Genomic DNA, 20,139 nt, shown 5'->3' on the forward strand with positions numbered 1-20,139 from the left:
AGATTTTAACTATTGTTTTTAAACAACCTCTATATATGACAAAAGAAGAACGACATAATCTGATCCTTGAAACTCTCATCCGTCACGAATCCATTCCGGTATCGAGCCTGTCGTTACTTTTGGACGTATCGGCCGTTACGATCCGTAAGGACCTTACGGAACTCGAAAGTGCAAACAAACTCTATCGAAGCCACGGCAAAGCTGTGCTGATCAATCCGTATATCAACAACCGCTCCATCCTGGAGAAAGAAAAACTCGCACGACGCGAAAAGGAACTGATCGGACGCGAAGCAGCCTCAATGATCACGCAGGACGACTCGATCATCATCGCATCAGGCTCCACAGTCCTGGCATTCGCCCACTGCATCAAGCCGATCCACCGACTGACCGTCATCAGCGCCTCTCTCAAAGTCTCGGAGTTCCTAGGCACCAATGAAAACATCGAGGTGATCCAGCTCGGAGGCGCCCTGCGCCACAGCAGTCTCTCTGTCGTAGGCAAACACGCCGAAGCCCCTCTCAGCGAATTCTGTTGCAGCAAACTGTTCATCGGAGTGGACGGCATCGATCTTGATTTCGGCCTCACAACCACAGACATACGCGAGGCAGACCTGAACAAAGTCATGATGCGTACAGCCCAGAAGACCATCGTTCTTGCCGACTCTTCGAAGTTCCGGCGCAGGGGCTTCAGCAAGATCGCAAACATCACAGATGTCGACACCATCATCACAGACTCCAACATCCCGTCGACGATCAGCCAGGCGATTGAGGATCTCGGCATCGAACTTAGAATCGTCGACATCAAAGACCCGTCATCCGGTGTCGACCCACAGACCTGACGCCCTCCCCTCCACCCGACCTCTCTCCCCTTCCAGCCCTAAACCTTCGCCCTGTTTCCATCTGTTTTTCCGCCATAGAAGCCGCCAAGGACTCATGTGTCCTTTTTTTCCCGCCATCAGATCTATCGGAATTAACGGATTGCGACTCTGCATCACTCTACATCACTCTGCAAACATAAGTCCGGCAAGTATAATCTTACGCCACGAAAGGTTTCATTTCGAATCAAGCAAAAGCGTTCAAATTTAACACTATTCCAGTAAATTGACATTTTTGCTACCCTATTTTTGAATTTTAATCAAAAATCAATAAAAAAAGTACTAAAAAAATTTTGTGGATTAGTTTATATATTATACTTTTGTTGCGACTTGAAATCTATAATGTTTCATTTCAGTTTAAAAACGAAAGTCGATAAATAAAGTGTTCCCCACGGGAGTTGTCTCGCTCCCGCACCAGTCCACAACATTATATCGCCTATACAAACCCGCCTGAAATCTATTCCCCCTAAAACCTGCATCAGGATGCAGAACAAAAACAAAACAATAATCCAAACCATCCTTAACCCGCAGCGATTCCGGAATCTCAAGAAAGACGTCCGGAAAATCTTCATATAAAAATACCAAAAACAACATAACCAATCAACCTTATGAAAAAACCATTCTTTAAAACACTTGCGGCGATAGCTCTATGCTTTGTGGGCTTTACGTCGTGTGGTGTCGACGACACGGCTGAAGACGCAGTACCTCGTCTGAAGGTAGATCAAAACCGCGTGGAGCTGATCAGAACAGGCACACTCTCCACAGGAGCCGCTGCGACACTCACAATCACAGCCAACAAAGGCTATGTAGTTACCAGCGATGCCGAATGGCTTTCCGTTGACAGACCGACCGGACGCGGCGCCGTCAATGTCAACATCCTCGCTGAGGAAAACGAAAGCGGTGCTGTCCGCAAAGGCTTCCTGACCGTCACTTCCGGCCAGAACCTCAGCGAGACAATCACCGTCATCCAGAACCTCGAAGAAGACCGCGATGACCGCATGCCCGTGGGCCATGTCTACTTCTCCGACAACTTCGAATGGTGTGTGGGCGGTACTGACGACGTAGGCAACCAGGCCATCGGCGATGCCCGCAACATATATACCTGGGACTATGCTGCCAACGGTTTTACAAGTTCGCTTCCGACATTCCAGGCAAACTATGAGGACCTGAACTCCAATGCCAAGACCGTTTATACAATGAAGGGCTATATCAAGTTCGACAAGACCAACACCATCACAGCCATCGCCATCCGCAATCTCGGCATCGCGCCTGAGAAATCGACCAATGTCAAAGTCAGCTTCAAATGTGCACGCTACAACACTGACAAGACCACAGTCGTAGTGGCCATCGAAGGCGACGGCTCAATTGACGGCGGCACTCAGGCCGGCACACGCATTGTCAGCGCCCCAGTAGCCATGTCAGCCGACAAGCTCGTCTGGTCAGACGTAAGCGTCAACCTCCGCGGCATCACATCGAAAACCAAAGTCATCATCGGCGAACAGACATACGTAAAGGACGGCATCAACAACAGCGGAACCTATCGCTGGTATATGGATGACCTCAAGGTAGAGCGCATCGAACGCTGAGACCACCATTCTTAATTAACCGAACAATCAACAGACATGAAACTACATAAAAATTTCATATTCGCATCAGCCCTTACCCTTGCGGCAGGCTTCGGCCTTGCACTCACGGGCTGTAACAGCGATGACGATAATCTTCCCGCCCACTTCAAGGCCGACACCCGCGAGTTCACTCTGGAATATGACGGTCTGACAGATAAGGGCGAGGAACCGTCGCTCACACTCAACACAAGCGGAAACTGGAGCGTAAGCCAGAAGGACGAGTGGATCCACCTCTCGCGCGAGTCCGGCACACGCGGCAGCCACAAGATCTTCGTGACAGCCGACGAAAACACAGGCGAACAACGCTCCGGTTTTGTGGAAATTAAACTTTTAGGGGGGGATAAAACAGAACTCCTCGCCGTCACTCAGAACAAGAAAGTCGGCACTCTCGCCGTCTCTCCCGCACTCATCAATGTCACCACTCTGGGTAACGCCGCCGAGGACGAGGCTCTCGCCTTTACGATCGACACAAACTCAGACTGGACAATCTCGCTTCCCGCAGGCTGCGACTGGATCACTCCGTCAAAGGTTTCAGGAGAAGCAGGCAAAGAAAAAATCACTTTCACAGCAGCCGTCAACACCACCGGCTCTGCACGCGAGGCCAAAATCACAGTAAGTGCCGGTGCGCTCTCACGCTACACAACAGTGCGCCAGGACGGTGAAGTATTCACTGTTACTGAAAACGGCACTCCCGTCACCAAGCTGACATTCGCCGCTTCCGAGGCAACAGGCCTGAGCACCGAGCTCACCGTAGGCTGCATCGAGTCCTGGACTCTCACTGCCAAACCCGAATGGCTAACTATCAACCCCACAAGCGGCGAAGCCGGCGAGACCAAAGTCACACTGACCGCAGAGGTCAATACCGAAGGGGCCCGCGAAGGCTATGTGACCATCACAACAGCCCACGGCCTTGTGCTGACCGCTCCCGTGCTCCAGCTCTCGGACCGTCCCGAACCTGACTCCAAGGCAGTAGGCTTTGTCTACTACAACGATGACTTCTCATGGGTGCAGGGCGGCGACGACCAGATCAGCAACATCAATGGCGGCGCGCCAAACAATGCCCGCAACATCTACACATGGGATTTCGGCGCCAACGGATTCAGCGACGTACTCGCTCCTTTCAACCAGAAATATACCGACTACAATGCCTCGGCTAAAGTCATCTATGCAATGGCCGGCTATCTGAAATTCAACAAAGGCGGTGCCCAGACAGCAATCGGACTCAAAAACGGTCTTCCGATCGAAGGCGGCCATTACGCGAACGTAGATGTGACTTTCCGCGCAGCCAAAAACGGCACTGACCCCGTGACAGTCACTGTGATGATCGAAGGCGACGGCGAAATCGTCGACGGTGTCAGCAAGACCCAAAGCAAGGAACTCGAACCGTTCCACAATTCAGACAAGAACGTCCCCTGGAAATGGACTGACATGAAAGTCACCATCAACGGCGCCACAGCTAACACTAAAATCATAATCGGCGCCACACCCTTCATCATCAATGGATTCCAGTCCGTAGCCACTTATCCCGACAACGGCAAGACTTCATATTTCCGCTGGTTCATGGACGACCTTAAAGTAACCCGAATCGAGACCAAATAAAAACAGTAAACAACAATGAAACACAGACATTATACTGCAAAAAGCCTCAAGGGGTTGTTTTGCGCCTTGTTCCTCGGTCTGCTTTCAACGGCTTTCATGACTGCTGCCGCACAAGTCACCGGCACAGTGACCGATACCGACGGTGAACCTCTGACCGGCGCCACAATCATGGTCCAGGGCACCAAACTCGCAGCCGCGGCTGACATCGACGGCAATTTCTCACTTGACGCCAAACCCGGTCAGGTCATGAAAGTGACCTACGTCGGCAAACTTCCCGCCGATGTGAAAGTTCAGTCCGGCAAAACCCACTATAACATCGTGCTCGAATCTGACGACAAGATGCTTGACGAAGTTGTCGTTGTCGGCTACGGTACAATGGAGAAAAAACGCGTGACATCGGCCATCACCTCCATCAGCGGTGACGACATGATGTCCGGTCTGGGCGGTGCGACAATCGCCACAGCTCTCCAGGGCAAGATCTCAGGTCTCACCACAACCGGCAGCGCATCGCCCAACGCATCCAACGGCTATCAGCTCCGCGGTGTCGCTTCGGTCAACGCCGGCCAGGGTCCGCTCGTTGTGATCGACGGTATCCCCGGAGGTGACCTCCGCGCCATCAATCAGGAAGACATCCAGTCGATCGACGTGCTGAAAGACGCATCGGCAGGTGCAATCTACGGTACACGCGCGGCAGCAGGCGTGATCCTCGTGACCACAAAGAAAGCCAAGGAAGGCAAGACTCAGGTCAACTACTCGTGTGAACTCTCCATCGAGAGCGTCCGCAAACACCTCGACATCCTCTCGTCTCAGGAATATATCGAACGCGGTCTCGGCCAGGACTACGGCTATGACACCGACTGGTACAAGGAACTCACCCGCGACAATCCCCTCAGCCAGCGCCATGTGCTGACCATCTCCGGAGGCACAAAAGACCTCCAGCTCTACTCATCGCTGATGTACTCCGACCAGCAGGGTATTGTCAGAGGTGACGGCAGAACCGACTATTCAGGCCGCATCAACGGACGCTACCGCATGTGGGACGGCGTTGCCGAACTCAGTGTAAAAGCCCAGTTCCGCCAGGCTGACCGCGACAAGCGAAACGGTTCCTACACCTTCCAGAAGGCTATCGAACTCAACCCGACAATCCCCCTGTGGGATCCCGCCAACCCGTCGAACTATAATGTCAGCGGCGTCGGCATGGGCGGCAACTCATGGAACCCCGTGGCTGACATCGAATACAAGGACTACTCGGCCAAGGACCAGTGGTTCCTCGGCGATGCCACACTGAAAATCAACCTCATGAAAGGTCTCTCCGTACAGGGTACAATGGGTCTCGACATGCGCCAGTACCAGTACAATCTCTATTACGGTCAGAAACACAACGAAAGTGTCACTTCAAGCAAGCGCGGCAAAGCTACCCACGAGTTCAGCAAGTCGCTCAACAAATCGTTCGAAGCCTACGCCAACTATATGCGTGAATTCGGCGAACACTTCGTTGACGCCGTTGTCGGATACAGCTTCTATGAAAACGAAGGCACCGAAAGCTTCTCAATGACCAACGCCAACTTCACAGTCGACGGTATCGGTCCCTGGGACATGAGCGCCGGTACAGACCTCAGCGACGGCCAGGCCTCGATGTCATCCAACAAGAATCCGCGCCAAAGACTTCTCTCGTTCTTCGGACGTGCGAACTACTCTTTCGCCGACAAATACATGGCAACCGTCAGCTACCGCCGCGAAGGTTCATCAAAGTTCGGTAAGAACAACCGCTGGGGCGACTTCTGGTCTGTTTCAGGCGGCTGGCGCATCTCCCGCGAGAACTTCATGGAAGGAATCGACTGGATCAATGACCTCAAACTCCGCGTAGGCTACGGTGTCACCGGTAACAACGACTTCGGCAGCGGCTACACAGTGCGCACCTACAAGTCAAACGACATGTATCCCACCAACGGCATCTGGCAGCCCGGCTACGGTTCGACCAAAAACATCAACCCCGACCTGAAGTGGGAAGAAAAGAAAGAGCTTAACATCGGTCTTGACTACGCAGTCCTCAACAACCGCATCTGCGGTAAATTCGACTGGTATCACCGCCAGGTGGACGACATGCTCTTCGAAGTTGCAGCACCCGTGCCCCCGATGGTCTACACGACAGTGATGAAAAACATCGGCAGTCTCACCAACACAGGCTGGGAATTCGAGATCACAGGCGTTCCCTTCCAGTCGCGTGAATTCACATGGAGCTCAACAGCCCGCATCTCCCACAACTCCACCAAGATCAAGAACCTCGGCGACAGCGATTCCTTCATGCTCCCCTCAGCGATGCCCGCATCAATGGGCTACGAGCAGAAACTCGTCAACGGCTCGAAGATCGGTCAGTTCTGGCTTTTCAAATACGCCGGTCTTGACGAAAACGGCAAGTGGCTCATCTATGACAAGGACAACAACGTGGTGCCTGCCAAAGACGGATCAGTCAACAACCTCGTCGATGCCAACAAGCACTGGGTCGGCAATGCGATCCCCAAGGCAATCATCTCCTGGGAAAACAACTTCCGCTACCGCAACTTTGACCTCGGCATCAACCTCCGCTCATGGCTTGACTACGATGTGTTCAGCGAAATCATCCTCTACCACGGTCTGCAATCGACCTCCCAGGAAAATGTCCTGAAGATCGCCTATACCGACAACGCGGCCATCAACGACACCCGCATCACCTCGGACTACTTCCTCAGCGACGCATCCTTCCTCAAGATCGACGCCGTCTCCCTTGGCTACACACTCAACACCGCCAAATGGAACAAGTATCTGACCCGCGCACGCTTCTATGTCACCGCCCGCGATCTTTACACCTGGACCAACTACAAGGGCTACAATCCCGAAGTGAACATCAACGGCCTCTATCCCGGTGTGGAATATGTCCGCAACTCGGCCAACATGTATCCTCAGACAACCCGCTGGACTTTCGGCGTACAGCTGACATTCTAAAACCATGTTAGACAAAATTCAACGAACTATGAAATTTAACTTCAAACATATAACTCTGGCTCTGCTGGGAGGCGCCACACTCTTCTCCTGCGACCTTGACGAGAAATTCTACTCCAGCGTGACCCCCGACACGTTCATCACCTGCCCGGAGAACACCTACGCCATCCTATGCCGCCCCTTCACCCACTGGAAATGGTATCTTGGCGCTGAACGCTGGTATCTTCAGGAACTGACCACCGACGAAATGGCCTGCCCGACCCGCGGCAGCGACTTCTACAACAACGGTGAGTACATCCGCCTTCAGGAACACACCTGGACCGGCGATGACCGCCACGTCAAAAACGTGTGGGACGGCACTATGGGAGCCATCGCTCGTACACTTGAGGCCAAGGAAGACCTCTCAGGCGTGAACTACAATGCCATCGGACTCTCCGATGAAGTAAAGAAAGACCACATCAACCAGCTCAACGCCATCCTCGGATGGTACTACATGCGCGGTCTCGACTACTTCGGCGGTCTCCCGATCTTCCGCAGCAACAATGACGCTCCCTGCGCCCGTTCGACCGACAAGGAGACTTTCGAGTATTGCGAGACACTGTTCAAGAACGCAATCCCCCTGATCCGCCCCAAAGCATCGCTCGGAGAGGCTCAGGACGGCTACATCCGCCAGGGTGCCGCAGCCATGATGCTTGCCGAACTCTACTTCAACGCCGAAGCCTACGGTGCCGGTGACCGCTATGCCGAATGCGCAGCCATCTGCGAAGAGCTTATCAAAGGCACATACGGCGCCTATGACATCGACAAGACCTGGTATGGTCCCCACTGCTTCGACAATGACAAGTCGCCCGAAGCCGTCTGGTATGTACCCTCACAGAACTCCAAGATGGAATTCAACTGGTATTACCGCTATTTCTACAACCACCAGGCCGACAAATACTTCAACTGCCCCTTCCCGGCATCACGCTACAACGGTTTCCAGCTATCGCCCTCGAGTGAGAAAGAAGGAGGTCCCGTCATGGACTACAAGCTCGGCAAGAGCTACGAGAAGTTCAACGATGCCGACCTCCGCAAGAAGCCTTATGTCTACCACGGCAACAAGGAATATGAAGGCATGTTCTGCGTAGGTCTCCAGAAGAACCCCTACACCGGCGAAGTGGCAATCGGACAGAAAGACAAAGCCGGCCAGCAGATCGTGCTTGTGGACTATGTCAACGTAAACGGCAACAGCAGCACCATGATGGACGGTTCGGAAGCCTCCGGAATCCGTCTGGTGAAAATGCCTATCCCCAACGTTGATGACAAAGACCTCCTCTGGAATCCCGACTGGCCATGTATGCGCTTCACTGAAGTCTACTACATGCTCGCCGAATGCAAATGGCGCGCAGGCGACAAGAAGGGAGCCGCCCAGCTGATCAACGAAGTGCGCAAGCGCAACTTCGTCAACGGCAACGACCCCGACCCCGTGACCGAAGCGAATCTCGATGTCTACCGTATGGCCGACGAATGGCAGATCGAGTTCCTCGGTGAAGGCCGTCGCCGCACCGACCTCATCCGTCTCGGTCTCTACACGACCGAAAGCTGGTGGGCCCACAAGCCGACCAACGACAACAAGAAGCGCTTCCCGCTTCCGTCAGAGGCAATCGCAGGCAACCCGCTTCTTGAGCAGAATCCACTCTAATCCGCCAACCAGTCCTCTCTCCTCAATTAAAACCATCATTTAAAGTTCAGTTTCTATGAAATTTTTCAGATATATAGCATCAGCGCTTGTGGCAGTCAGCGTCATGGCATCATGTTCCGACGACGTAGTTGCCGAACGCAGACCCGGCGCTGATTCCGATCCGCTTACAATCAAAGCTCAGTTTGGCAAAAATCTCGTAGGCCGCGTAACCGTCGACGGACAACCGCGCCAGGGAGTTGTCGTCAGCGACGGCATCAATGTGATGACGACAGACGCCAACGGAGAATATCAGATGTATACCACAGGCCGGCAGCACGTCTTTATTTCAGTGCCCTCCGACTGTGAGCTTCCGACCCATCTCGGCGATCCCAAGTTCTACAAGACACTTGATTTTTCCGATGCTGCTATCATCCAGCGCGATTTCCGTCTGGTGTCAACCCCGAAGAAAACCGAATGGACTCTCTTCACTATGGCCGACCCTCAGATCGGAAACGACAAGGACATCACAGAATTCACTGCGATGGTTCCCCGCATGGCCGAATTCGCATCAACACTTTCAACAAACGTCTACGGCATCTCGCTCGGCGACATCGTCTGGAACAAGCCGGACTACTTCGGCATCTATGCCAAGGAAATGCGCAATCTTCCTGTGCCCGTGTTCGCTGTCATCGGCAACCATGACCACAACGAAGGCATAAAGAACGACACCGAAAGCGACAAGGATTTCCGCGATGCACTCGGCCCGACATACTACTCGACAAATATCGGTGACTGCCACCTCGTAGTGCTCGACGATGTTCTTTACAGCGGAGTCAACGGACGCAATGACTACACAGGCACCATCACCGAGGCCCAGCTCGAATGGCTTGAGAAAGACCTCAGCTATGTCGATGCCGACAAGGCCATCATCATAGGTCTGCACATCCCCACCATGCGCCGCAACCGCTCAGCCCATATCACCAACCACCAGGCTCTCTATGATCTGGTCAAGGATTTCAAGGAAGTGCAGATCCTTTCCGGCCACAGCCACAACCACTACACAACCACAATTGCCTCCAACATCACAGAAACCACCTTCGCATCCGTCATGGGCGCATACTGGTATCCTCTCTGCAACGACGGATCGCCCCGCGGCTATGGAGCAATGGTGTTCAACGGCAACTCTCTTGTCAATAAATATTTTGTCGGCGACGGCTGTGACCGCAACTATCAGATGAAGCTCTACCGTCCGGAAGACGCCGTGCTCTGGAATCCTGCCAAGAAAGAAGGCGATCCCTATGACAAGATTCTCGCCAACATCTTCTGCTGGCACGAGGACTGGACCGTAGAAGTCAAGGAAGATGCCGGAGACTGGACCGAACTTCCCGCAAGCGCCCGCCTAATCCCTTCGCTTAACGGAGGCAAATGCTGGGATCCGGATGTCCGCAAAGCCTGCCAGGCCAACGGCGAACTTCCCGCAAACCACGGAGGATCAAAACCGGAGGACAATAACGACCACATGTTCCTCTATACTCCCCAGCAGAACTGGCAGAGTGTAAGTTTCCGTGCCACCGACAGCTTCGGCAACGTCTACACCGAAACCATTACCAACAACTAATCCGAATCATGCGAAAAGCCATAAAAAATTTCCTTTCATTAGCCCTGATGTTATCGTCAGGGCTAATGGCCTTTGCGGAGACCGCGGTACAGAACCCGATGGTCTTCGGCAACAACCGTCTTTCAATCATCACCCCGACGCTTCTGCGCCTCGAATATGCCAACGATGCCAGATTCATCGACGATCCGACCCTCTTCGCCTATGACCGCAACAGCATGCTTGCTGCCGAGGAGATTTCCGTCCGTGAGCTTGGCGACAACTGCTACGAGATCAAGACCCCGGCCCTGCGCATCTGGTACAAGAACGACGGCTTCCCCTTCTCGACTTCAAATCTCCATGTCTTCTACACTCTTGACGGCAAAGAGAAAAAATTCACCAACCGCTTCCTGCCGAAAAACAATCTCGGAGGTCCGGTAGAGACCCTTGACCGCGTGACCAAAGAGATCCCGATGAACGACGGTATTCTCAGCAAGGACGGATGGTATATGATCGACGACGAGCGCACTGACCTCCTTGTCAACGGCTGGATCAAGCCCCGCGACACCGAATCGCACATCCAGGACCAGTACTGCTTCGTCTACGGCAACGACTACAAAGCCGCCCTCGCCAGTCTCGGCGCAATCAGCGGCAAGGTGCCGATGACGCGGAAATATATCCACGGTGTCTGGTATTGCCGCTACTGGGACTACACATCCGACGAGTTTCTTGACATCATACGCGGATATGACAAAAACGATTTCCCTCTTGACAACATCGTGTTCGACATGGGATGGCACACAAACGATGCCACTGTCGGAACCGGCCACAACGGACATCTCAACTGGAACGGCTACACCTGGAACCGCGAGCTGATCCCTGATCCGAAAGCGCTGATTGACTCCTGCCACGCACGCGGAGTGACCGTCTCGCTCAACGACCACCCCCACGACGGCATGCGCCCCCACGAAGAACACTATCCCGCTTTCATCAAGGCTCTCGGTGTCACAGACGGCACTGTCCCCCTATTCAATACCGCCGACAGCAACTACATGGCCAAATTCTTTGACTATGCCCACCGTCCGAGCGAAGACATGGGAGTTGATTTCTGGTGGCTTGACTGGCAGCAGAACTATCTCTATCCCCATGTGCGCGGACACCATTCGACCACTCTCGCATGGATCAACGAACTATATTACCGCGACTCGCAGCGCAACGGCAAGCGCGGAGCCGGTTACAGCCGCTGGGCCGGTTGGGGCGACCACCGTCATCCGATCCAGTTCTCCGGCGACGCACAGGCCAACTGGGAACTCCTCTCTTTTGAAGTCAAGCTCACGGCTTGCAGCGGCCAGGGCGGATGCTACTACTGGGCCCATGACATCGGCGGTTTCCGTGGCGATCCGAATCCTGAGCTGACGGTAAGATGGACTCAGTTCGGTGCTCTCTCTGCCGCTCTCCGCGTCCACTCGACCAAAGACAAGCGCCTCGACCGCCGTCCCTGGATCAGCGGCGACCGCGAGACCAAGGCGATGAGAAGAATGTATCACATGCGTTCCGAAATGATGCCCTACATCTATTCAAGCGTATGGCAGACACACAACACAATGGTGCCTCTCAACCGCTCCATGTTCATCGACTACGGCGATCAGAAGGAATCATTCGACCAGCCTCAGCAGTTCACCTTCGGCGACATTCTTCTCGCCGCCCCGATCTCGACCCCCGGCATGGGTGCCGACAAAGTGGCATCGCAGAAAGTGTGGTTCCCCAAGGGTGAGGTATGGTACGACTATTTCACCCACGAACGCAAGGACGGCGGACAGACAGCCCAGATCGAAAAGCCGCTCGAAGAGTTCCCCCTCTACGTAAGAGGCGGATGGGTGCTTCCGATGCAGCCCTACACTCCGCGTCCGGCCACTGCGGCTCTCGAAACCCTCGTGATGCGCGTCTACCCTGCGGCCAATGATGCCGACAATGTGTTCAGCCTCTATGAGGACGACGGTATCTCGCTCGATTATCAGAAAGGCTCATACGCAACCACCGCCCTCCGTTACACTCAGAAAGGCTCCAAGGCTACTGTCACCGTAAGCCCCGCAGAAGGCTCATATCCCGGTCAGACCACCCGCCGCTCCTACCGGCTGCAACTTCCGGGTCTCAAGGATGACGCCAAAGTGACTGTCAACGGCAAGAAGGCCAAAACCGAATATGACGAAGCCGCGAAATGCCGCGTTGTCAAAGTCGCAGCCACAGCCGTCAACAAGCCCGTAACCATCGAGTATAATCTCTAACCATTCAGCATAACATCAAAAAATGTACATGATGAAGATCTCACGTCTTTTTGCCGCCGCCACACTTCTTGTGGCGGCCGGCACAATGGCGGCCACGTCACCGAAGGTCATAGCCCACCGCGGCTACTGGAAAACCGACGGTTCGGCCCAGAATTCAATCCGCGCCATAGTCAAAGCCGACTCCATCCACTGTTATGCGTCGGAATTCGACGTGTGGATGACAGCCGACAGTGTTCTTGTGGTCAACCACGATCCCGACATCAACGGAGTGCACATCGAATCGTCGCCCGCATCGCGCGTACTCGCCGAGAAGCTCTCCAACGGAGAACACGTCCCCACTCTCGAATCATATCTTGCCACAGCTTCAAAACTGCCCTCGCGCATAGTCTGCGAGATGAAAAGCCACAACAGCCGCTCGCATGAGAAAGCAGCTGTCAAAGCAATCCTGGCAATGGTCAAGAAATATGGGCTTCAGGACAAAGTCGACTACATAACTTTCTCTGCCGACGGCTTCAAGAACTTTATCAAGTATGCCCCCAAAGGCACCGGTGTCTATTATCTTAACGGAGACTATGTCCCTGCGCAGATCAAGCAGATGGGCGGCGCAGGAATCGACTATGCGATGAAGGTAATGAAGAAACACCCTGAATGGATCAAGGAGTGTCACGATCTCGGACTGCTCGTCAACGTGTGGACGGTCAATTCCGAAGCTGACATGAAATGGTGTATCGATCACAGCGTGGATTTCATCACCACCAATGAGCCGGAACGTCTCCAGGCGCTCCTCAAAGCACACAACAGATAATCACCCCTCCAAGCGCCATGTCAAAGAGTCTCACCTTCTGCCTGCTCCTGATCATTGCTCTTATATGGTCCGCGACAGTCTCCGCTAAGGATCCGCAGCCTGAAAGACATCGTTTTGCCTACGGCGATACGGTGCGCACCTATGCCATCCATCTACCCGAAGGACTGAAGCCCGGCGCGCCTCTCGTTGTCTACACCCACGGCTACGGATCGTCCAAGCGCTGGCTCAAGGATCTGAACGAAGTTGCTGACAAGAACGGTTTCGCAGTCTGCTATCCCGACGGCTCGCCTGACTCCCGCGGAAAAGACGGATGGAAAGTAGGCTATCCGCCACAGGAGTCAATGACGGTCGACGAAGCCGATTTTTTCCGCTCGCTGCTGTCAGAAGTGACCTCCCGCTTCAATCTCAGCCGCGACAACGTCTTCATGGCCGGAATGTCAAACGGAGGTGACCTCTGCTATCAACTGGCTTTCACCGCTCCGGAACTCTTCAGGGCTTATGCCTCAGTCGCAGGACTGGCATTCGAGTGGCTCTACCGACAGCACAGCCTTTCCATCCCGGTCCATTTCCTTGAAATACATGGAAACGCCGACCGCACCTCCCGCTGGGAAGGCGACCTGACAAACGACGGTGGCTGGGGGTGCTACATCCCGGTTCCGAATGCCATCGGATCGCTTGTCAAAAACAATGGCTGCACGAAAGTGCAAAGCGACTCGCTCTTTTCACTGCGCGATCCGTCACACCTGATCACCCGGACGGTCCACTCCGGTGCACCTTCCGGCCGTGAGGTTGTTCTCTATGAGATTCATGGCGGCAAACACTCATGGGCTGCCCAGGATCTGCCGACAGCAGAAATCATCTGGGACTTTTTCAGCCGACAGCTGCTACCGCCCCCATCCGCCTCCCACAAGAAGGAGTAACCGAGACAACGGGGTTTGACAAAAAACGGCTTCCGCTCCTACGGAAAACGCCTCACTCAAGGAACTCATTTTCCAATTCCGATCAATACTGTAAGTGACTCTGAAAAATCAACAACGCCAACTCCGCGTCATTGATTTTTCAGAGTTACTTCGTATTTTTGCACCTTTCATCATCACCACCACTCAGACAGACATGACAGAATTCATTGACACCTGGAAGGAGGCATTGGCCTCAGACATCATACCGGGCAAACGCGAAATTCTCCAGCGATTCTTCAAAACAGGCCCCGGCCAGTATGGCGAAGGAGACATTTTTCTCGGCAACACTGTCCCGGCAGTGAGAAAAATTTCGCGTCTCATGGCCGATGCTCCCTTTGAGGCCATCGAGGCAATGCTTGGCTCTCCGGTCCATGACCATCGGCTTTCGGCTCTGCTGGTCCTGGTCGAACGCTACCGCAAGGCCGGAAAAAATCCTGAACTGCGGCGTAAAATAGTGGACTTTTACCTCTCGCACACAAAAGGGATCAACAACTGGGACCTTGTCGATCTCTCCGCACCCAAAATCCTGGGCGAATATGTCTGCGAAAGCGGACAGACCGAGCTTCTCGACCGTCTCAGCCTTTCTGCCGACCTTTGGGAACAGCGCATTGCCATGGTCTCGACATGGACCTTGCTGAAAAACGGCATGACAGAACCGACCCTTACCATCGCACAGCGCTATCTCTCCCACCCTCATGATCTGATCCGGAAAGCGACCGGATGGATGCTGCGCGAAATGGGCAAGCGCGGAAATGAAGCCATGCTGTACGATTTTTTAGACCGCCATGCTCATGTGATGCCGCGGACAATGCTCAGATATGCCATTGAAAAACTACCGGCACCCTTGCGAAAGCACTATTTGGAGCTAAAATCACCCGCAAAATAGACCAATAATCAGCCTAAAAGAGAAATATTTCACTTTTCACACATTTTTTTCACAAAATATTTGCACGAATCCAAAATAGTTTCTAACTTTGCACTCGCAAAACGGAAACAACGGCAACGTTAAGCGAAACGACAAGCCTCCGTTTTACAAAAAGACTCAACTTGGTGTGGTAGTTCAGCTGGTTAGAATACCTGCCTGTCACGCAGGGGGTCGCGGGTTCGAGTCCCGTCCATACCGCTGAGGAGAGAGGAGAATGAGTAATTTTTTGGACTTCGGTCCTGGTTACTCATTCTTTTTTTTATCTCAATTTTATAGCCCTTGAATTTTTTGCGCATATTTTTCGCAAAATATTTGCATAATTTAAAAATTGGTCTTACCTTTGCACACAGAAACGGAACAGCAAGCAAAATGACGTTAAGCGAAACGATCAGCCGCTGTTCAGAAAGACTCAACTTGGTGTGGTAGTTCAGCTGGTTAGAATACCTGCCTGTCACGCAGGGGGTCGCGGGTTCGAGTCCCGTCCATACCGCTGAGGAGAGAGGAGAATGAGTAATTGTTAGAATTTATTCTACATTACTCATTCTTTTTTTATTTCTACCCCACAGCCCGAAACAGCCAAAACAACAGAGACAGGAAGCAGGCTGACAAAGCGCAAAACAATTTGACTATCCTATTGAAAATCACAGAAATTAATCTTATCTTTGTATCATTCATCACTAACCTTAAATCGTCAAATTCAAAGATTCCAGACTCCAAAATGAGACACATCCTGATCATCATTCTGAGCCTCCTCTGCTTTTCTGCTACCGCTAAAACAAACACTCCCGCCGAATCAGACGGCTGGAAAATCCGGACAAACGACTATTCCGCCTCGCCCTACTACGGGACCGTTGTCGGCAACGGCGGTATCGGAATCCTTCCGTGGAAAGAACCGTTTGCCATAAAAGAAGTAATACTCAACAGCGTCTTCGATTCCAAGCAGCCGATGGGAATCAGCAGCATTCTCAAAGGGATCAACCCTTTCAACCTGCAACTGACCGTCGACGACAGGAAAGTATCCGGTAAATCCATTTCAGACTGGAGCCAGACAATCGACATGCGCAACGCGGTCCACTCCACTAAATTCAAATTCGGGAATGACGCTGAAATCACCTATGACATCCGCGCCCTGCGCAACATGCCCTATGCGGGACTCGTGACAGTGTCGGTCCATGCTCTCAAAGACATCTCACTGACAGTCAAAAACACCATCTCCATGCCGGACATGTACAGATCCCCTACTCCGGCTGTGCGCCATCTGACAGTCGACGGCCAGAATCTCAAGATACTCCGCGTCAGCGCCCCTTCTAAAAACCGCGCTGTCCCGGTTTCAGCCTCGGCCTCATTTCTTTTTGATGACAAGACGCCTGACAGCGACCTGATCGACAATGACAAGCACTCGTTCAGCATAGAAATCCCCCAAGGTAAGACATTTACCTTCTCGCTCATCGGCAGTGTATGCTCAGGACGCGACTTCACTGACCCTTACGGAGAGAGCGACCGTCAGATCTCCTATGCAGCCAAAGAGGGTCTTGACCGTCTTTTGAGCGCCCACCAGAGATTGTGGGACGAACTGTGGGAAGGAGATGTGATCATCGAAGGTGACGACGACGCCCAGCGCGCAGTCCGCTTCTCGCTCTACAATCTCTATTCCAGCGCCCGCAAAGGTTCGCGCCTGAGCATTCCGCCATTCGGACTGTCGGCAACAGGCTACAACGGCCACATATTCTGGGACACAGAACTTTGGATGTTCCCTCCGATGCTGTTTCTCAACCAAGGTATAGCACGCTCAATGATAGACTACCGCAGCGACCGCCTGCGGCAGGCTGAAAAACGGGCTTTGGCCTACGGATATGACGGCGCCATGTTCCCCTGGGAAAGCGATGACTCCGGAGAAGAATCCTGCCCGGTATGGGCTTTGACCGGCGCATTCGAGCATCATATCACTGCCGACATCGCCATTGCCGCCTGGAACTACTACTGCATGAGCGCCGACCGCAGATGGCTGCGCGACCACGGCTTCCCGATGATGGAGAAGGTTGCGGATTTCTGGGTCAGCCGCGCAGAGAAAAATCCGGACGGAAGCTACTCGGTGCGCAACGTGGTATGCGCCGACGAATACGCCATCGGGGTCGATGACAACGCTTTCACAAACGGCGCCGCAATCAAAGCCCTTCAGGCGGCTGTCAAGGCAGCAAAAGTCTGCGGCATCCATGCTCCGGCGACATGGAGCGAGGTAGCCTCAAACCTCCGCATCCCGAAAGCCGACGACGGAACCACACTCGAATACGAGGGCTATGCCGGACAGACAATCAAACAGGCCGATGTCAATCTGCTCGGTTACCCGCTGGCCGTGATCACCGATCCCGCCCAGCTTAAGCGCGATCTGGAATATTACGAAAACAAGATCAATCCCCGCGGACCGGCTATGTCATTCGCCGTATTCGCCATCCAGCATGCCCGCCTCGGTGACGGCGACAAAGCCTATGAGCTCTTTGTGCGCAGCTACCGGCCCAACCAGCTGCCACCGTTTGGAGTGGTATCGGAAGGCGCAGGCGGAACAAACCCATACTTCACCACCGGCGCAGGCGGATTCGTCCAGGCCGTGATCAACGGTTTCTGCGGACTTGAAATCACCGACAACGGCATCAAGCAACTCCCCTCCGCCCTACCCTCTCACTGGAAAAAAGTAACCGTAACCGGAGTCGGTCCCGACAAAAAGACCTACACCAGAAGCCGCTGACCCCTGATCTGAAAATACTACCGGGCCGGATATGAGCACCCGTCAACTGACCAGCCTCATATCCGGCCCGCAATGTATACATACCACCATCCATAACTCCACCCAAAAGACGATTACACTCTTGCTTTTTCATCCCCACCGCAAGAAGTGTTTGAAATTGACTTATGTCCGGATTCAGACGGAATTTCATATCGCGAATTCAATTATTCCCCACCTTTCGCCCCGCATTTCCCGAAACATTCAACAAAAAAATCGCCCGAAAATTTGGTTTATAAAATAAACCGCTTTATCTTTGTATCGAAATCATAGGAGTGACTGCGCGCGAACTCGCTCCTTATATTTTTCAACCACTGGTTTACATTATAAACCGATTTACCAACCTCATTCTCCAAATCTCTCTAAACCCAATCCTCCGATGAACAACAAGAATCTCACCCCACAGGAAAGCCTCTCAATCATCACAGACATGATCGAGACCACCCGTCCGCAACCGCGTATCGCCAAGCTGAATCTGAAAATTTCACTCATGTGGGCACTCCTCTCCATCGTAACAGCAGCCGCAACCCTCATCCTGCTCATGCTGACACGCAACCCGCAGTTCAACTATCTGTGGTTTGCCATCCCCCTGATCGGACTGCCGGTCAACGCACTCATGGTCCGAAAATCACAGTCAATGCAAAAAGCTGTAAGCAGAATCGACCAGATCAGAAACACCCTTTGGAAAACCGTCAGCCTCCTCGCAATCCTGCTCACCGCCCTCTGCTTGGCATTCCACCTCTGCGGCTATCAACAGGCATGGCTCGCCATGCTCTACTACGCCTTCATCATCGTAGGCTTCGGCGCCACAATGGAAGGGGTGCTCATGAAAGAGCATGCCTACACATTCGGCGGAATCTTTTCCATCATCTCAGGCTTTGGAATCATCTGCGCCAAGCTCTGCCATCTCCCGGTGCTGATCACATGGGTAGTCCCCCTCTACATCCTCAGCTTCTTGCTGATGTTTGTAGTCCCCGCATTCATCGTCCTCCGGAAACTCAAAGCAACCGCAAAATGAAAGAGCTCGATCCACTGATCCACTCACAGCTGCGCCTTGCCGTAATGTCAATACTCATGAACATCGTCGAAGCCGACTTTGTCTACCTCAAAGAGAAAACCAACTCGACAGCCGGCAACCTCAGTGTACAGCTCGACAAACTATCCGCCGCAGGCTACCTGGCAATCGAAAAAGGATTTGTCGGAAAAAAGACGCGCACCCTATGCCGCCTGACCCCCACCGGCCGCAAAGCCTTCGAAAACTACGTCACCACCCTCCGCGAATACATCGGCTGACCCACCCCAACCAATACTCCAAGTTGTGAAAATTAGTTTTTGATTTCCGCAACTTGGGGCGTTATAAAGGGTCAATAGAAAATCAGTGTGGAAATAAATTTTTCACAGCCAAAGATTATAGCGAACTTTGTGCTATGGAAAATGACTACTTACAGATGTTGGCGCAGATAGTTTTGCCCTCTCAGATACTTGATTATTTTACAATAGCAGGCGTTGAGCAGACAGCCACGGAGATTCACATCAGGCTTGATGAGAAGATGCATCCGGAATTGAGCGATGATGCCCATTTTGAATCCAAAGGCTTCATGGATGCGGTAAATGTCACCGACTTTCCGATACGGGATCATAAGGTCATCCTGCGGATACGACGCCGGCGGTGGACAGACATTCGCACAGGCAAGAGCTTCAGCATTCCGATTGACCTCGATGTCGTAGCCAAAGGGACACGTTACTCCAAAGAATTTGGAGCTTTTTTAAAAGAGACGTATGGAGACGTTCCCGGAGACCTGCCGTATGCTTGAGGAGTTCTACCATATCGACGGACATACGTTTGAAAAACAATATAAGGAAATACTGAGTGGTTTCCGTGACTGGGATCAGCTGGAACACGCTGACGAGTGGCTTTTGTTCCCCGACAACATCGGTCCCCGGCTTGCAATAGATGAGTCTTCGCTCTCCAACGGCGAACTATATACGTTTGTGACCAACCGAGATGCCCGCACAAGAGAGCGTTCCTTATCTCGAACTCGCGTTAATAAATAAAC

The 20,139-nt window shown here is 53.0% G+C and carries 14 protein-coding genes, 2 tRNA genes and 1 pseudogene; all 17 read left to right on the forward strand.

Annotation, left to right across the window (positions count from 1 at the left end; all coding sequences use genetic code 11):
• The first annotated feature begins 35 nt into the window (after positions 1 to 35).
• Positions 36 to 836 carry a DeoR/GlpR family DNA-binding transcription regulator gene (locus K2H17_RS10235; protein WP_300134456.1) on the forward strand — a complete coding sequence of 267 codons (801 nt, stop codon included), beginning with the start codon at positions 36 to 38 and terminating at the stop codon, positions 834 to 836.
• A 644-nt stretch (positions 837 to 1,480) separates the two neighbouring features.
• Positions 1,481 to 2,458: a BACON domain-containing protein gene (locus K2H17_RS10240; RefSeq protein ID WP_300134458.1), complete on the forward strand. Its 978-nt coding sequence runs from the start codon at positions 1,481 to 1,483 to the stop codon at positions 2,456 to 2,458.
• Between the two features lie 36 nt (positions 2,459 to 2,494).
• Positions 2,495 to 4,096 carry a BACON domain-containing protein gene (locus K2H17_RS10245; RefSeq protein ID WP_300134460.1) on the forward strand — a complete coding sequence of 534 codons (1,602 nt, stop codon included), beginning with the start codon at positions 2,495 to 2,497 and terminating at the stop codon, positions 4,094 to 4,096.
• A gap of 15 nt (positions 4,097 to 4,111) precedes the next feature.
• Complete coding sequence (locus K2H17_RS10250; protein WP_300134462.1) at positions 4,112 to 7,078, forward strand: SusC/RagA family TonB-linked outer membrane protein; 2,967 nt, start codon at positions 4,112 to 4,114, stop codon at positions 7,076 to 7,078.
• A 28-nt stretch (positions 7,079 to 7,106) separates the two neighbouring features.
• Complete coding sequence (locus K2H17_RS10255; RefSeq protein ID WP_300134464.1) at positions 7,107 to 8,756, forward strand: RagB/SusD family nutrient uptake outer membrane protein; 1,650 nt, start codon at positions 7,107 to 7,109, stop codon at positions 8,754 to 8,756.
• A gap of 55 nt (positions 8,757 to 8,811) precedes the next feature.
• Complete coding sequence (locus K2H17_RS10260; RefSeq protein ID WP_300134466.1) at positions 8,812 to 10,353, forward strand: calcineurin-like phosphoesterase family protein; 1,542 nt, start codon at positions 8,812 to 8,814, stop codon at positions 10,351 to 10,353.
• An 8-nt stretch (positions 10,354 to 10,361) separates the two neighbouring features.
• Positions 10,362 to 12,614, forward strand: coding sequence for a glycoside hydrolase family 31 protein (locus K2H17_RS10265; RefSeq protein ID WP_300134468.1), 2,253 nt, complete (start codon positions 10,362 to 10,364; stop codon positions 12,612 to 12,614).
• Positions 12,615 to 12,645: 31 nt separating this feature from the next.
• Complete coding sequence (locus K2H17_RS10270) at positions 12,646 to 13,419, forward strand: glycerophosphodiester phosphodiesterase family protein (RefSeq protein ID WP_300134499.1); 774 nt, start codon at positions 12,646 to 12,648, stop codon at positions 13,417 to 13,419.
• Between the two features lie 17 nt (positions 13,420 to 13,436).
• Complete coding sequence (locus K2H17_RS10275; protein WP_300134470.1) at positions 13,437 to 14,339, forward strand: PHB depolymerase family esterase; 903 nt, start codon at positions 13,437 to 13,439, stop codon at positions 14,337 to 14,339.
• 193 nt (positions 14,340 to 14,532) lie between these two features.
• The gene (locus K2H17_RS10280) at positions 14,533 to 15,264 is read left to right on the forward strand and encodes a DNA alkylation repair protein (RefSeq protein ID WP_300134472.1); all 732 of its coding nucleotides are present in this window, start codon (positions 14,533 to 14,535) and stop codon (positions 15,262 to 15,264) included.
• 163 nt (positions 15,265 to 15,427) lie between these two features.
• A tRNA-Asp gene (locus K2H17_RS10285) sits at positions 15,428 to 15,501 on the forward strand.
• A 218-nt stretch (positions 15,502 to 15,719) separates the two neighbouring features.
• Positions 15,720 to 15,793, forward strand: a tRNA-Asp gene (locus K2H17_RS10290).
• 228 nt (positions 15,794 to 16,021) lie between these two features.
• The gene (locus K2H17_RS10295; protein ID WP_300134474.1) at positions 16,022 to 18,046 is read left to right on the forward strand and encodes a glycoside hydrolase family 65 protein; all 2,025 of its coding nucleotides are present in this window, start codon (positions 16,022 to 16,024) and stop codon (positions 18,044 to 18,046) included.
• Between the two features lie 415 nt (positions 18,047 to 18,461).
• Positions 18,462 to 19,100: a hypothetical protein gene (locus K2H17_RS10300; protein ID WP_300134476.1), complete on the forward strand. Its 639-nt coding sequence runs from the start codon at positions 18,462 to 18,464 to the stop codon at positions 19,098 to 19,100.
• Positions 19,097 to 19,375: a transcriptional regulator gene (locus K2H17_RS10305; RefSeq protein WP_300134478.1), complete on the forward strand. Its 279-nt coding sequence runs from the start codon at positions 19,097 to 19,099 to the stop codon at positions 19,373 to 19,375. Before K2H17_RS10300 ends, K2H17_RS10305 begins: the two co-directional genes overlap by 4 nt.
• A gap of 134 nt (positions 19,376 to 19,509) precedes the next feature.
• Positions 19,510 to 19,896, forward strand: coding sequence for a hypothetical protein (locus K2H17_RS10310; protein WP_300134480.1), 387 nt, complete (start codon positions 19,510 to 19,512; stop codon positions 19,894 to 19,896).
• A pseudogene (locus tag K2H17_RS10315) lies at positions 19,862 to 20,113 on the forward strand (DDE transposase); the annotation flags it as partial. The gene K2H17_RS10310 and the pseudogene K2H17_RS10315, both read left to right, overlap by 35 nt.
• Positions 20,114 to 20,139 lie beyond the last annotated feature (26 nt).

The organism is Duncaniella sp., from assembly GCF_029054785.1.
Taxonomy (GTDB): Bacteria; Bacteroidota; Bacteroidia; order Bacteroidales; family Muribaculaceae; genus Duncaniella.